This window comes from Stenotrophomonas sp. (genome assembly GCF_032061965.1).
In the GTDB taxonomy this organism is placed as follows: domain Bacteria; phylum Pseudomonadota; class Gammaproteobacteria; order Xanthomonadales; family Xanthomonadaceae; genus Stenotrophomonas.
On sequence record NZ_DAMBEF010000021.1, the window covers coordinates 1 to 15,357 of the forward strand.

The 15,357-nt window shown below is 58.6% G+C and carries 8 protein-coding genes; 7 read left to right on the top strand and 1 reads right to left on the bottom strand.

Going from position 1 to position 15,357, the window contains the following annotated elements; all coding sequences use genetic code 11:
* Positions 1–551: 551 nt before the first annotated feature.
* The 4 genes from RT460_RS12130 (at position 552) to RT460_RS12145 (ending at position 7,822) form a co-directional block, all read left to right on the top strand.
* The gene (locus RT460_RS12130; RefSeq protein ID WP_313319217.1) at positions 552–1,913 is read left to right on the top strand and encodes a DNA methyltransferase; all 1,362 of its coding nucleotides are present in this window, start codon (positions 552–554) and stop codon (positions 1,911–1,913) included.
* Complete coding sequence (locus RT460_RS12135) at positions 1,910–2,338, top strand: DUF5681 domain-containing protein (protein ID WP_313319218.1); 429 nt, start codon at positions 1,910–1,912, stop codon at positions 2,336–2,338. The genes RT460_RS12130 and RT460_RS12135 overlap by 4 nt, the downstream gene beginning before the upstream one ends.
* Positions 2,331–3,857, top strand: coding sequence for a phage terminase large subunit (terL, locus tag RT460_RS12140; protein WP_313319219.1), 1,527 nt, complete (start codon positions 2,331–2,333; stop codon positions 3,855–3,857). The genes RT460_RS12135 and terL overlap by 8 nt, the downstream gene beginning before the upstream one ends.
* A 161-nt stretch (positions 3,858–4,018) precedes the next feature.
* A complete protein-coding gene (locus RT460_RS12145) occupies positions 4,019–7,822 on the top strand; it encodes a hypothetical protein (RefSeq protein WP_313319220.1) in 3,804 nt (1,267 codons plus the stop codon).
* Here RT460_RS12145 and RT460_RS12150 read toward each other — a convergent pair.
* Positions 7,819–8,856, bottom strand: coding sequence for a hypothetical protein (locus tag RT460_RS12150; protein ID WP_313319221.1), 1,038 nt, complete (start codon positions 8,854–8,856; stop codon positions 7,819–7,821). The two genes, RT460_RS12145 and RT460_RS12150, sit on opposite strands and share 4 nt — an antisense overlap.
* Positions 8,857–8,906: 50 nt before the next feature.
* Here RT460_RS12150 and RT460_RS12155 point away from each other — a divergent pair, with 50 nt between their 5' ends.
* The 3 genes from RT460_RS12155 to RT460_RS12165 all read left to right on the top strand — a co-directional run bounded on the left by RT460_RS12155 (position 8,907) and on the right by RT460_RS12165 (position 15,165).
* On the top strand, positions 8,907–10,316 hold the full coding sequence (locus RT460_RS12155) for a competence protein CoiA family protein (protein ID WP_313319222.1): 1,410 nt from the start codon (positions 8,907–8,909) through the stop codon (positions 10,314–10,316).
* A gap of 28 nt (positions 10,317–10,344) precedes the next feature.
* Positions 10,345–11,676 carry a hypothetical protein gene (locus RT460_RS12160; protein ID WP_313319223.1) on the top strand — a complete coding sequence of 444 codons (1,332 nt, stop codon included), beginning with the start codon at positions 10,345–10,347 and terminating at the stop codon, positions 11,674–11,676.
* An 84-nt stretch (positions 11,677–11,760) separates the two neighbouring features.
* On the top strand, positions 11,761–15,165 hold the full coding sequence (locus tag RT460_RS12165) for a TM0106 family RecB-like putative nuclease (RefSeq protein WP_313319224.1): 3,405 nt from the start codon (positions 11,761–11,763) through the stop codon (positions 15,163–15,165).
* Positions 15,166–15,357: the final 192 nt, after the last annotated feature.

Below are 15,357 nucleotides of genomic sequence, written 5' to 3' on the forward strand. Positions count from 1 at the left end.
AGGCCTAAAGGGTACTGCTGGTCAGCTGAGGCTCCACGCTAATCCGCGATGAACCATTAAAAAGGCTCAGGAGCGGGGGATCCCCCTTACTGAAGACGAGGCCACGCTTATCCGGAGCTCCGTCTATCACCTGCAGTACCCCAAGATCCCTCAAGGTGTCATAAGTGAGCTCGGCTACGACGGCAAACGCCGATACTGGGCCGAGGGGGAGGAGAAGGGTCCAGGCTCGCTGGAACTGCCCATTGTCCGGCAGGTTCAGGAGATGGAGCGGGACTTCCTGACGGAGGTTGCCAAGCTTCAACGGCGTCCGCCCACGGAAGCGGCCGCGAAAGCGCGACGTGCCCACTCCAAGGCGCCTGAGATTGAGCGGGCGCTTCGAGCCTTCGGGATCGACCGCCGGGATGCGGCCAAGAACGTGGCTCTTCAGCTCCATGTGAGTGAGGCCTATGTCCGGAGCGTACGGAGCAAAGTGCGCCGATCCGAAGGGAGCGCATAGCCCGAACAGGGAATCGGTGATTACTTAAGGGTCGTTTCCCACACCGGAGCGACTCATGCCCACACCAACGACTCACGCGCTTGACCTGCAATCTCTTCCCGTCGGTTCTCTGATCCCCGACCCTCAGAACCCTCGCCAGCACCCGGATCGCCACGTGCGACAGCTGGCCAAGAGCATCCAGACCTTCGGCTTCAACTGTCCGGTCCTGATTGATGCCCAGAACCACGTAATCGCCGGTCACGGCCGGCTGCTCGCCGCCAAGTCCCTGGGCTGGTCCGAGGTGCCGACCATCCGGCTTGAGCATTTGAGCCCGGATCAGGTGCGGGCCTATCGAATTGCTGACAACCGGCTCACCGACTGCTCCACCTGGGATGACCGGCTGCTCGCCGAACAGCTCAAGGTCCTGTCCGAAGCTGAGCTCGACTTCGATCTGGATGCCATTGGATTTGATCTTCCTGAGATCGATTTCCGCATCCAGAGCCTGGGCGAGATCGAGGAGGATGTAGAGGAGCTGCCTTCGGTCGATCCTTCGGCCGAGCCAGTCTCCCGGCTGGGAGATGTCTGGCAGCTCGAATCCCACCGTATCGCCTGCGGTAATGCGCTGCTGCCCGAGACCTACGCCACCTTGATGGCCAGTGCTTCGGCGGCCGTGGTGTTCACCGACCCGCCCTATAACGTCCCCATTGCAGGCCACGTCAGCGGCAACGGCGCGATCCAGCACCCCGAGTTCCCGATGGCCAGTGGCGAGCTGTCGCAAGAGGGGTTCACTGATTTCCTTCGCCAGGCGTTGCGGGAGATGCGGCGCACCTCGGTTGCAGGTGCGTTGATCTACGTCTGCATGGATTGGCGGCACGTAGGAGAATTGCTCGCTGCTGGAGACGCTGCCGAACTCTCGCTCAAGAACCTGTGCGTCTGGGACAAGGGCACGGGCGGCATGGGCTCGTTCTACCGTAGCCAGCACGAGCTGGTGTTCGTGTTCAAGGCCGGTGAAGCCGCCCACACCAACAACGTGCAGCTCGGCCGGTTCGGCCGCAACCGCACCAACGTCTGGCGCTATCCCGGGATCAACTCCTTTGCCCGGTCCACGGGGGAGGGCAATCTCTTGGCCCTGCACCCGACCGTCAAGCCGGTGGTCCTGATCGCCGATGTGCTGCTGGATGCCTCCCAGCGGGGCGAGATCGTGCTGGATCCCTTTCTGGGCAGTGGCAGCACGCTCATCGCGGCCGAGCAGACCGGCCGGATCGCTTATGGAATCGAACTGGATCCGCGTTACGTCGATGTGGCGATCCAGCGTTGGCAACGGCGTACAGAGCGATCCGCCGTGCTGGTCGAGAGTGGCGAGCCTTTCGAGGCCGTCATGGCCCGACGAGCTGCCGGAGCCGTGGATGAGGTCGTGTCGCAGGAGGTTGCGCCATGACCACCTCCAAGCGCGCGAAGAAGGTGACACCACCGACGGCGGTTATCGATGACTACGCCGTCGGCTACGGCAAACCGCCTAAACACTCACGGTTTCAGCCCGGCCAGTCTGGCAATCCCAAGGGTCGTCCTAAAGGGTCGCTCAATCTCGCCATGGCCTTGAACCGTGCTCTGCGCGAGAAGGTGCCGATCATTGAGCACGGGCGACCGCGGCTCATCACCAAGCTCGATGCCGCCGTGAAGGGCTTGGTGAACCGCGCCGTCAAAGGCGATGCCAAGGCCATGCAGCAGATGCTGGGCCTCTCGCCCCTAGTCGGTATGGAAGAGCCTGGCCCTTCGACATCACTGGAAGCTCAGGATGCCGCCATTCTTTCCGATCTACTCAAGCGGCTGGATCGTTCGCCACCGGAGTCCTCCCATGACTAAGCGCATTGCTTTGAAGGCTGTTCCGCAGCCCATGTCTGTCTCGCCGGCCGAGTTCGATGCGCTGCTGCGACACGATCTGGCCACCTTCATCGCCCGTACCTTCGCCCACGTCGATCCGACCTCGCCGTATGCCCACAACTGGCACCTGGATCTGATCGCTGATCGATTGACCCAAGTCTTCGAGGGAAAGCTACGTCGGCTGATCATCACCGTGCCGCCCCGGAGCCTGAAATCGATCTGCGCCTCGGTGGCGTTCCCGGCATGGGTATTGGGCAAGGATCCGTCCAAGCGGATCATCTGCGCCAGCTATGGCCAGGAGCTCTCCAGCAAGCTGGCCCGGGACACCGCCTCGGTCATGCAGTCGCCCTGGTACCAGCGTGTGTTTGCCACCCGTCTGGCAGGCCGTACCGCCACGGCCGATTTCGAGACCACCCAGAAGGGCGGACGCATGGCGACCTCGGTCGGCGGGGTGCCGACCGGGCGGGGTGGGGACATCCTGATCATCGACGACCCGGTCAAGCCGGATGAAGCCTTGTCCGATGTCCAGCGACAGGCTGCCAACGACTGGTTCGACCACACGCTCTATACCCGGCTCAACGACAAGCAGACCGGCGCCATCGTCCTGATCATGCAGCGGCTGCACCTGGACGACTTGGTCGGGCACGTCCTGGAGCAGGAGGACTGGGAGGTCGTGAACCTGCCGGCGATCGCCCACGAGGACGAGACCTGGCATTACAGCACCCTGCTAGGCGAAGAGATCTACCGGCGCGAGATCGGGGATCTGCTGCATCCGCGGAGAGAGCCCGTTGGGGTCCTGGAGCAGATCCGATCCGCCCTGGGCACCTATGCCTTCTCGGCTCAGTACCTACAGGCCCCGGTACCGCTGGGTGGTGGGTTGGTCAAACAAACCTGGTTGCTCAGCTACGAGCAAGAAGACCTGCCGAAAACCTTCGATGCCATCATTCAGAGCTGGGATACGGCCATCAAGGAATCCCAGTTGGCCGACTTCAGCGTCTGCACCACTTGGGGCGTCTACAACAAGGTCTTCTATCTGCTCGATGTCTACCGCAAGCGGATGGAGTATCCGGAGCTCAAGCGGCAGGTTGTCAGGCTAGCCAAGCAGTGGGAGGCCGAAACCATCCTGATCGAGGACAAGGCCTCGGGCAGCCAGTTGATCCAGGAACTACGCGGCGAGCTCTACGGCATGAAGGGGGTCAAGACCGAGGGTGGCGACAAGGTCATGCGCATGCACGCTCAGACGGCCACGATAGAGAACGGTAGCGTCCGCATCCCCAAGGAAGCGTCTTGGCTCCAGGATTACATCTATGAGCTGATCACCTTCCCCAAGAGCAAGTACGACGACCAAGTCGACTCGACCTCACAGGCGCTGAGATGGATGACGGTTGAGGGGCGAGAACCTGGGTTGATCACCTACTTCAAGCAAGAGATCGCGAAGAGCCGAGGCATCACCATCGCTGAGGTCAATGACATGCTGCGGTCTGGGCGACTGAAGCGCTAAGTGTCAGGGGGCGGGCATGCCGTTCTGCAATAGCATCGGCATCGGTGGGGAGGTCGGCCCATCTAAGTAGCTTGACAGCAGTTGGCGGCCAAAGTCGCTACGATGAAGCCCGGACTATAAACAGCCCGCTACTGAAAGTGCGGGGCGTCGGGGGTAAGGACTTGAACAAGGATGAGCTTGAGCGGGTAAGTCTAGATCGCTGGAGCGCACAGATGGAGGATCTCTTTGCGCGAATGGCAGAAAGTGAGCGATGGGCTAAACTGGAAATTAGCCTCGACGAGGCGACAGAGGCGAATCGAAATTTATGCGCGGATCTGAGTCGCTTTAGTCGGCTCCAGGCCGTAGCGTTGCTTGGTTCATTGCTGACGCTTCCGGAATATCAATCCAACTGCATCAGGTTAGAGCTTCTGGTCGCTCTGGCCGTGATGCATTGTCATGGCCAAAAGACGCCAAATCTGAATGATGTGGGGCGCTGGTACCTGGAGATTGGGAAGTCTCCGTGTGTCAGTGGCGAGGACCCCGCAGAAGATGTGTTTGTAACACTGATCCAGACAGAAGAGACCGACTATCGAATGCTAGAGGGCATTTGGGAGTCGGCGGGATTCTACACGCAGCGTGTGGTTAACGTGATAGCGACTATGCCTGAGGAGGGGAATTTCGAGAGTCTCAAACGTGCCGTGCGTGCAATGCTGGTGGTCTCGGACATCATCTGCGAGAGGGCGGGGTTACACCGTTATCAGCAGGGATCTGATACTCGTCGCGCGACAATTTCCACGACAAAGATAGGGCGACGAGATGCGCTGATCGAGAGAACATCCATTCTGTATCAAGACCTCCAAGCACGGGGTGTCTTGAAAAAGGACTTGGCCCCCTTCTTCCTCCCTAGGCAAGCACTGACCGAGCTAGGTGGTCAACAAGTCGCTCTCACAGCAATAGATCGGCATCCATTTATCGATGTCGGGGATAGGCTGATCGTTGTCATTCCGACCGCGATCACAACTGCGCTCCGAGAATTTGCAATATGGACTGTCAATGAAATGGGAGCGACAGACCAGTTTGATCTAGTGCTATCGGCAGAATACGCCGAAATTCTCAGAAGCACTCCCCTTTTTGGGGATCTCAAGCGCGCTCCAGTTGCATGGGGGAAAAGAGGCGCGGATCGTCTTGCAAGCTTCTCTGTCGCTATAGATCGTGGGTATGTGATCGCATTTCACATATTTCTGTCCTCCATTGCGAGACATGATGGTGGGGGCTTCAAAAGCGCAATCGAGCTAAGTCACGAACTGCAGGAATCCCTACAAAGATCGATGCGGAGTGCTGAGAAAAGCCATGAAGCCGACCCCGATTTTCGAAGAGGCATCCATGTGGTAGTGGGATGTGGATGGGGCAAGGGCTATGACGCCTCATTCTCGAGCGACGGGTCTAAGAAATGGAAGTTTGAATTCATATCTGCTGCCGACTTGGTCAGGTTAAGTGGGCTGGACGAAATGAATGTGCGCCGATTCTGGCGTTATGAGGAAGGTCTTAATGCCGTAAGGGCAAACGGCGTAAAGATCATCAACCTCAATGGCGTCCTTAACCTGTTTGGCTGGATGAGGAGAAATCATGGGCACTTTGTGCCGCATGAGGACCTGCCACCGGGGCGAATCTCACCCGATCGGCCAATTCACATCAATCCACCGCTCAACCTCCTTCGTGATCTTCGGGTGGAAGTTGATCAAAGCCATGATCGCCATTCGGCTTGGGATCACAGAGGTGATTGGCACGACATACAAAGGATTCAGCCGTATCCAACCTTCCCAAGAGAAAGTATGTCACGGCTATACGCATGCATGCACTGCGCGGGAGATGGGCGATTGGTGGCCCTCTATGAAGGGGAGCATAAGATTTGGCTAGAAGTGGATACGCCAAACATCATTTCTTCGGAGACACACTACCGTCTTTGGGAGATGACGACAGAATGGTTGCACCGCATCGGATCAGTTCTTGATGATCAGTTTGAGGGCGGGGGCCATTTCGGCGTGTGTATCCGCTTTGAGGATGACGAAGCGGCGTTAGAAGCCATTGAGGCAGAGATCCCGACGTCACCGATCGGCCATTGTTCAATAGAGATTTCGGACGGTGGGAAAGCTGCTCTGGTTAGCCTTTCCGGTGGATTTATTCACACATTCAGAGAGCCAAAGAACACGGCGGAAAGCGCAATAGTTGAGAGTATGTTGCGTGGACTGTTGATGTTGATGTCGATGGAGGATCCTGAAGCGTTGGTCAGGGAGCTCAAGGGGCTTGTGGTCCCGAATGATGCGGCGCGTAGTTTTCACATGTTTCACGCGCATGAGTTGATCGACTACATTCGGGATGAATTGCCGGGAGAATTGATCTCGATTAATCCAATCGACGATGCAATTTCGCGCCTTGGACTCGGGTGGCGGTTGCACGAAGGAGAGAGTGACGTTGTCGATGGCAGAGATAACTGCACATCTCTGTTGAATAAAGCTGTTGACGCACTCGTAGGAGATATCCTTGGAAGTCTGGGTCATTTCGATCGCGGTGCGGTTGTCGACAGGCTGCTTCTAAATTGCCTTGAAGCAACAAGGAATGAGCAGCAGTGGAAGAAGACGTCAGCAGCCGTTCTTGGTCTACATGGTGATGAATCGCATGTGGTCAATGAGATAGTTTCAGAGCTCTCAAGATTCTCAGGCGCAAGCATTTGTAGCCGTGTTTTGATTGAAATGGCTCTGTGTGCATGTCCGCTTGAAGGTGGAGTGGCGCCAGCGGAGATGGAGCTTGGGGACCTCATTGCAAAGGTTTCCTTACTAATACGGATGGGTGGGCTTTCTGACGGGATTTACTTCAACGCCTTGATCCCACGCCTGAGGATCTCTCCGTTGGGGGATATCCTTTTTCAGGATGATTTCGGTAATGAAGTCGTCGAGCCGACTTTGATTCAGGCAATGGGTGAGGCGTTTGTTTGCAGCGCTGCAGGGCAGCAAAAGTATTACTTGCCGCCAGAAGGGCTAGACAGTACGCGCGAGTATTTCGGTGAGCCTTTTTGGGAGGCATGGGTTGCCGAGACTGGGGTTGATATAGACCAAACGAGGCAGATTCTTGATGCTGTTGAAGGAAAGGCGATTCAAGAGAGAGTCCCGATCCTGAAGCTGCGCAGAAGTGAGTTTTTGTCCGTGTTCGCAGGGGTGCTTGAGCAGGAAAAGCTCATTCGCTTCATTGGGCAATACGAGCTAGCCCCACGTCCACACTGGGATAAGCCGCCTCCTGGGTTCAAATTGCAGGAGATATTCCCTTGGCGTTTTGGGCGAAGGCTGTCGCTAGTCGCGCGACCAATCATCCGGATGGATGATTCAGATGATCCGTTATTGGTCATCGCCCCCAGCATGTTGCGCCGCGGAGTCCTATACGTTCTAGGTTCCGCATACCAAGGAACACTGGATCAATCATTCTTCGTCAGTGATCCAATGCGCAAGGAGTGGCGAGGTCGTGCCGGCGAAGGACATACGTTCAATCATAAGGCCGCCGAAGAGTTTGAAGAGGCTGGCTGGACGGTACGAGAAGGCATTGGGCTTCCCGAAATATTGAGGCGCGGCTTAGATCGCGATTTCGGGGATATCGATATTCTGGCTTGGAAGCCAGGAAGTAACCTGGTCTGTATCGGAGAGTGCAAGGATCTTTCAATTGCGCGCAATTACTCTGAGATCGCTGCGCTGCTCTCCGACTATCAAGGAAAATTGAAGAAGGGCAAACCGGACAAGCTGCTTCGGCACTTGGAAAGAGTTCGCATGCTTCAGGATAATCTACCCGAGCTCGCAAGATTCTCCGGCATCGAAGCGCCGGCGATTGTGTCAGCTCTTTTCGTTAGTGGAGTGGTGCCGATGCAGTATGCAAAGATCGACGCCTTAAAGGGCACTTATGTTGGTGGTGTGTCCAAGTTCTTCGGCCATCAGGCTGACTAGCGTGAAGAGTCGGTGTGTAAGGCTGCTCCGATGAGGCTGACGGGGTCAAAGCTAAAAACATGCTCCAACGGGCTATCGCTGCACCGCCCGACAAGACGTCCCGGAAAGGCCTGCCGACCGGCGGCAATCTCTACCTCGCCAGCGCAGATGGGACAGGTTCCCCAGTGCCGCACAAACTGAAACCACCCACCCGCCACTTTGCTCTTTGCATCCCGGGTCATCCGAAACTGTCCGTTGAGCTGTGACCAGGCGAGGAACAGGTCGCTGGCAATCGTGACCCGATCGATGGGTAACCGGATGAGTGGCTGCGTGAAGTGCAACCAGGTCCACGTGATCGCCAGGAGCGTCAAGAAAAGCCCGAGGTCACTGATCTGGATCGGGCGCGCTCCCCGGAAGATTAGAAGGAGGAAGCCCCAGAGCGCGAGGAGCGCCAGCGCCTCAGCAATCGTCATTCCGATAAGCAGATAGCCCCGCCAACTACGCATCCGAAAGGGCGCATCCCCGATGATTGGGCGCAGCCACCAGGCCGCCTTGGCGGGTTCGACCTGGTATCGGATGAGTTTGGCTTGCGCTGCCCCGGTCTCGATGGGAGGGATACCTTCGGGAATCTCATCGGCCACTGGTAAGAGCTGAATGTCCAACCGATACAGGGTTGTGTTCCCGCGGCCGCCGCCGGATTGCAGCGTGAGCACGGGGATGAGGGCGAGCCCGGCTTGGCGGCAGGCTTGTTCCAGCTGCGCTTGCCGCATGTCCCACCATTGGCGGACCTCGGTGCTCGGCAGCCAGCGTGAGGCAGGGGTGTCCGGGGTCCGCCCGCCGTGCTTGTCGAAATAGAACCGACGCAGGGTGTCCGGATCCACAGCCGGGGCCGGTTGATCGCTTGCCCAGGCCTTGGCTGTGTGCTCGGCCAAGAGGTCTAGTACCTGCGGGGTCTTCTTGTTGCCGCCCTCGCGATCCAGCCAGTCCCGCAAGATCTTGATTGCGTTGAACTTATCGAAACCAGTTTCTGGTGGTTTCGGGCTGTTTGTGTCCATGTCGCCTCCACACGCTTTGTCCTTCCCATCAGTCTGGAAGGAAAGCCGCCATGCGCCAAGGTTCATTCGATCACCCTCAGTTCGCCTCGTCTCAGGCCCGCCCGGAGGCCGGTAGTCTCCGAGTCCCGTTCGGCCTCAGGGAGGGGCGGATGTGGAGCCCCAGGCAGGTTCCCACTGGCTTGCAGTGCGGGTGCATTTGCCCCGCTTGCCAGGCGCCTCTGGTCGCCAAGGCCACCGACAGTGAGCATCGACGCCCGCACTTCGCCCATCTGGCCGAATCGAACTGCCGGGCTGGCTATGAGACGGCCCTTCACAAGAAGGCCAAACAGCTGCTGGCCGAGCATGCCGCTGTGTTGCTGCCGGCCTGGGATGGAGAGGCAGACCTGCCCAACCCTCCGGTTCTGCTGGACGATGCCGGTGGAGAATGGATTGGGACATGGGTGGACTACCCGGCCCGCCGGGTTCAGCTGCAGGACCTCCGATTGGAGGAGGCTCAGGGCGACTACACCCCGGATGTAATGGCCCAGGATGATCGGGGCGAATTGCTGATCGAGATCCGGGTTAGCCACGCGGTGGACGCCCTGAAGCAGCGCCGAATTCAGGCCGAGGGAAAGCGCTTGGTCGAAATCGATCTGTCGACCTTGAGCCCGGACTTCCTCCATGACGAGGACCAGTTGATCGAGGCGGTCCTGTACGACCCTGCCAATCGGTATTGGCTGTCCTGCCCGGAAGCGACCGAGGCCTGGCGCGCGGCCTATCGGGACCTCAAAGCCCAGGTAACGCTGCGCAACCAGGAAATCGCGCTGGAGCGGCAGCGCCTGGAGGAGGCCCGGCAAGTCCAGCTAAGAGCGGCTGCGGACGCGCAAGCCCAACGGATGGCCCAGCAAGAGAACCGCGCTCGGTTTCAGGAGCAGCAACGGGCTCCCTATCTGGAACTGCTGGAGGAGCTGCCCACCCTGGTTTCGGTCTCTCGCATTGAGACTCTGCTGGCCGACTATCAGGTCCGAGACGGCGAGGAGGCAGAGCGGCTGATCAGCCAGATCCCTTCTGCGGAGGTGCAGAAGGCAATCCGCTACTGCGGACCCAATGCATGGATCTACCAGGTTCACCCCAGCCTATGGCAAGCCGCCAGCTACCACCGGTTCGTACTTGGACAGTTGGCGGGAACGCAGTTTAACCAAAGGGAGCTGGCGCAGTGGGTGATGCAGCAGTTCGGGCGGGAGGAGGGGCTCTACATCTTGTTCCGGGCGCAGTACAAGTTCCGTAGCAAGGTGCGCAGCGCGGGCATCCGGAAGAACAGGATTTCCTTCTGGGCATTCACGGACCTGGAGAACCAGCAGATCCCGGACTTCTATCGGCCCATCAACGCATTTGTGGATCGGTTGATCTACGTGGGCGCTCTGGAACAGGTGCCGGGCATTCTGGGTCAGGTAAAGATTCCGGCATCACGTAGCCAGTGACGAGCTTCTTTAAGGGTGGGAGAGCGAGATGTACAAGCAAGTCGAATTCACGCGGGAAGATCTCTACAAAATGGTGTGGGATCGCCCGGTTCTGGTCATCGCCAAGGAAATCGGTGTATCCGACGCCGCTGTCGCAAAGGCGTGTCGGAAAGCGGGAATCCCCCTCCCGAACCGAGGGCACTGGGCCATTGTGAAATCGGGCAGGGCAGTGAAGACACCGCCATTGCCCAAATCCAAGCCGGATCAACCGGACTCGGTATGGTTCACCGTGCATGAGAATCCACCACCAAAGCTGCCGAAAGTCGAGATCCCTAACGGCCCGCTGATCGAAATTCCGACGGAACTGGTCAAGCCTCATCGTTTGGTTGCCGAGCTTAAAGCAGCGGCGAAGGATCGAAAGGAAGACAAAGGGGTCATACCGCTGAACTATCAAAAGTTCTTGCGGGTGAGGACATCGGCTGCTCAGCTCGATCGAGCGTTGATCTTGATGGATGCCTTGATCAAACAGTTCGAGGACAAGGGTTACAAGGTACGCATTTCGGAAAAGAACGCCGAGACCGAGCTGGTCCTCAAAGAAGGTGTCATTGTTTTTCGGTTGGATGAACGAACCAAACAGACGTCTCCACCTCCGCCGCCGCCACGGCCACCTGGCCGACGTGGCGAGCACTACTACGAGCCTTGGCGTCCCGCCTATATCTTGGTGGGGACAGGGGAGTTCACGTTGGAGTTCAGTCGGGGGATCAGTAATTGCCCCAACATCTGGAAAGACCGTGCCAAGGCATCGCTTGAAGCACAGCTTCGCGAGGTCGTTGCAGCAATCCCTTCCTGGGAGGCTGCCTTGCTGGCAAATCGGATTCAGCGAGAGGAGCGAGAAGCTAGGGAGCGTGAAGCAGAGAAACGCCGGGTCGCGGAAGCGCGTGCCCAGGAGATACTCAGGCTGCAAAGGGTTAGGCTGGTCAACAACTTACGGGCTTGGGAGCAGGCTGAGCGACTAAGGCAATTTATTGCTGCCTTTGAGCAGAAGGGAGATCAAAGCCTAGAGGCCCAAGCCTGGCTAGAGTGGGCGAATCTGCAAGTTCAAGCACTGGATCCGCTCTGTTCGGATCTGAAAGGCGTCATCGACCCGAGCGTAGAGTTGAGCGAATACTTCACGGGCCGAAGTTCATGGGATAAGCAACCAAAGGACTGGTGGTATGTCGACCCGAAGAAGCGGTCCCTCCTTGGGTCAGTTGAGGATTCTGAAGAGGAGCTTGAAGAAGGGACGGGCGAGGCCAACGCCAACGCCTTGAGCCAGCCTGATGAGCTGGAAACGAAACCAGCGTGGCATCCCAACCAGTGGTACACACAGCTCCATCGATAGCTGCGGGAAAGTTTTGAGATGGGTATTCTGGAGTCAGCGTCGTAGCGATCGATTTTTGTATCTGCCGCAGGACGAGGAGCTTGTATGGAAAAACATGGCGACGGAATGCTGCTAAGTGCGTCCGACCTTGTGGGCCATCTCAACTGCGACCACCTAACCAGCCTGGACATTGCCGTTGCCAACGGCACGCTTGCGAAGCCTGCACGCCGGGATCTCCTTCTGGAACTTCTCTGGGCTCGAGGGACGCAGCATGAACAAGGCTTCGTCGATCACCTCAGAGCACAAGGTTTCGAAGTCACAGTGATCGAGGGCATTGGCATTGGGGATGACGTCATCGCCTCGACACAAGACGCGATGCGTCGCGGGGACCCGATTATTGTGCAGGCAGCATTTTGGGTGAACGACTGGGTTGGACGCACCGACGTGCTCCGTCGCATGGAGGTGCCTAGCAACCTCGGGGCTTGGTCCTACGAAGTCATCGATACCAAGTTGGCCCGCGAAACGAAGGCCGGCACCGTCCTGCAGCTTTGCGTTTATGCCGCCTTGCTCGAAGCAAGCCAGGGTCTTCGCCCGGAACACTGCTATGTCGTGGCCCCCTGGAGCGGTTATGAGCCACAGGTCTATCGGATGGACGACTACGCCGCTTATTACCGTCGCGTGCGTCAGGCGATGGAGTCGGCAGTGGCTGCACAGACGACGGCGCAGACCTACCCCGACCCTAAGGAGCATTGCGACGTCTGTCGCTGGCAGGAGCGTTGCGACGAGCGTCGTCGCGCTGATGACCATCTGTCCCTAGTGGCGGGAGTTACGAAAACGCAGATGGACGAACTGGTGTCCCGAGGCATCGCGACGCTAACGGCCCTCGCAGCGATGCCGCTGCCGATGACTTGGAAACCGACGCGCGGCTCCGCCCAAGCATACGAGCGCGTGCGGGAGCAGGCCCGAGTTCAACTTGCCGGGCGCCAAGCGGCTGCCGTCATCCACGAGTTGCTCCCGGTTACGGCGGGCTTTGGGTTAACGACGCTGCCGCCTCCTTCGCCTGGCGATGTTTTTCTGGATCTGGAAGGGGATCCTTTCGCGGGTGAGGGCGGGCTCGAGTACATGTTCGGCTATGCCTACACGGATACGGAGGGGAAGCCGGCATACATCGCGGAGTGGGCGCTGTCCCGGGAGGAGGAAAAGCGGATCTTCGAGCGGTTCGTGAACTTCGTGATGGACCGGCTCAAGATATACCCCGATCTCCACATCTTTCACTTTGCGCCGTACGAACCGGCCGCACTGAAGCGACTGATGGGGCGCTATGCGACGCGCGAGGAAGAGATCGACTCGCTACTTCGCTCCCGTTGTCTGGTCGACCTGTACGGGGTTGTTCGCCAAAGTTTGCGTGCCAGTGTTGAGAGCTATTCGATCAAGAAATTGGAGCCGCTGTATGGGTTCTCGCGCGCAACTTCGCTTCCAGAGGCGAATAAGGCGCTAACAAAAGTGCAAGCCGGGCTCGAATTGGGCGATCTGAGCCTCATCGACGACGACACGCGCGATACCGTTTCGCGCTACAACCGGGATGACTGCGAATCGACCCGCAGCTTGCGTGATTGGTTGGAGGCGCAACGTACAAATCTGATAGCACAAGGGGTTGAGTGTCCACGGCCGGTCGCGGCGGAGGCTGCAGCAAGCGAGGCACTAAGCGACTGGCAACTAAAGATTGCCGAGTTGATTGCGCAATTGACAGTGGATGTGCCCGCAGATATCGAGGGGCGGTCGGTTGAACAGCAGGCGCGCTGGTTGCTCGCGCATAGCTTGGATTGGCATCGACGAGAGCAAAAGTCGGTCTGGTGGGAGTACTTTCGGCTTTCAGACCTGGCGGCCGACGATCTGCTCGATGAACGCGCCGGTTTGTCTGGACTGACGTTTGTTGGTGCCCAAGGCGGCACGGCAAGGGCGCCAATCCATCGCTACACCTTTCCTCCACAAGAAACCGAAATGCGCGGCTCGGAGGACCTCCACCAGCTCGGAGGCGCGAAGCTGGGGTCAGTGGTTGCCGTGTCCCTAGAGGAACGGTGGATCGACATCAAGAAGCGTATGGACAGTGCCGCTGTCCACCCAGAAGCAGTATTCAGCCACAAGGTCGTCGATGCAGCGGTGCTAGCCAACGCACTTGTGCGTCTAGGTGAGTACGTCGTCGCTCACGGCATTGAGGGGCCTGGCGCTTTTCTCGCGGCTCGCGATTTGCTCTTACGCATTGGGCCCCGTATCGGCGGGCAGGCTATGCAACAGGCGGGTGAGCTGACCGTGGATGCCGCGCGGCGGGTGGCGCTTGCTCTCGAGGGAGGAGTACTGCCGATTCAGGGCCCGCCGGGGGCAGGTAAGACCTTCACCGGTGCCCGAATGATCTGTGCATTGGTGCAAGCGGGAAAGAAGGTCGGGATCTGTGCGACTAGCCACAAGGTGATCCGTAACTTGCTCAACGAGGCGATCAAAGCCGCAGAAGAGCAGGGGCTTGCGCTGCAATGCGTACAAAAGCCCGCGGATCCGGAGCCTGACCAGCCGCACTTACGTTTCGCCAGAACGGGCGCCGACCTATTCGCCGCACTTGCTTCCGACGCGCAAGTCGCTGGAGGCACGGCCTGGTTGTGGGCGTCCCCAGACGCAGCGGAGTCCGTTGACGTGCTTTTCGTCGATGAAGCTGCCCAGATGTCGCTGGCTAACGTTCTAGCTATTTCCCAAGCGGCGCCGAGACTCGTATTGCTGGGAGACCCGCAGCAATTGGATCAGCCTATGCAGGGCAGTCACCCGGAAGGAACGGACGTATCAGCCCTACACCACGTACTTGGAGAAGCGCAGACGCTGGAGGCGGACCGAGGGCTGTTTCTCGCGGAGACATGGCGGCTGCACCCTGAGATCTGCAACTTCACGTCTGAGATGTTCTATGCGAGCCGATTGCATCCTCGTCCGGGACTCGAAATACAGTCCGTTAAGTCGACGAGCCGGGTTAACGGCGCCGGTCTGCGCTTCTTGGCGATTCCAACACGGGGCAACCAGAGCTCCTCGCCCAAGGAGGCCGATGCCGTACAGCGGTTGGTCGCTGAGATTCTTTCGGGGGATTCGATATGGATCGATAGGGATGGCGTTGAACGGCCTTTGACCCTGCAAGACATCCTGATCATCGCGCCTTACAACGCGCAGGTATTCGAGTTGGCTGACAGGATTTCGGGTGCCCGCATCGGTACGGTGGATAAGTTCCAAGGACAGGAAGCACCCATCGTCATCTATTCGATGACCACGTCGAGCTATGCGGATGCGCCCCGTGGCATGGAGTTCCTCTACAGCCTCAACCGGCTCAACGTCGCGACGTCGCGAGCCAAGTGCATCTGCATCCTTGTTGCTTCGCCATCCGTGTTCGAAGTCAGTTGCAGGACTCCCCGCCAGATGCGGCTGGCAAATGCCTTCTGTCGATACTTGGAGCTGGCAACGCCGCTGTCAGGCCATTAGTTCCCTGAAGCCTTCCCTGTTCTTCGAGGCTGGGCCGCTGGAGATATGGCCTTGATAGGCCTGCCGGTCTTGGGTGGACCTCAAGTCCAGGGGAGGACAGGGCTAGGATTCGCTGAAATTTTCCCTGAAACTGGGAAAAGGGAGGCAGAGACGGGTTAGCCCCTGACTGCCTCCACCACCAAAGCAGAAAGG

What these genes read in the sequence shown, in the direction of transcription:
- terL (WP_313319219.1), top strand. Translation starts at nt 2,331, where the DNA reads ATGACTAAGCGCATTGCTTTGAAGGCTGTTCCGCAGCCCATGTCTGTC.
- RT460_RS12135 (WP_313319218.1), top strand. Translation starts at nt 1,910, where the DNA reads ATGACCACCTCCAAGCGCGCGAAGAAGGTGACACCACCGACGGCGGTT.
- RT460_RS12165 (WP_313319224.1), top strand. Translation starts at nt 11,761, where the DNA reads ATGGAAAAACATGGCGACGGAATGCTGCTAAGTGCGTCCGACCTTGTG.
- RT460_RS12155 (WP_313319222.1), top strand. Translation starts at nt 8,907, where the DNA reads ATGCGCCAAGGTTCATTCGATCACCCTCAGTTCGCCTCGTCTCAGGCC.
- RT460_RS12160 (WP_313319223.1), top strand. Translation starts at nt 10,345, where the DNA reads ATGTACAAGCAAGTCGAATTCACGCGGGAAGATCTCTACAAAATGGTG.
- RT460_RS12130 (WP_313319217.1), top strand. Translation starts at nt 552, where the DNA reads ATGCCCACACCAACGACTCACGCGCTTGACCTGCAATCTCTTCCCGTC.
- RT460_RS12150 (WP_313319221.1), bottom strand. Translation starts at nt 8,856, where the DNA reads ATGGACACAAACAGCCCGAAACCACCAGAAACTGGTTTCGATAAGTTC.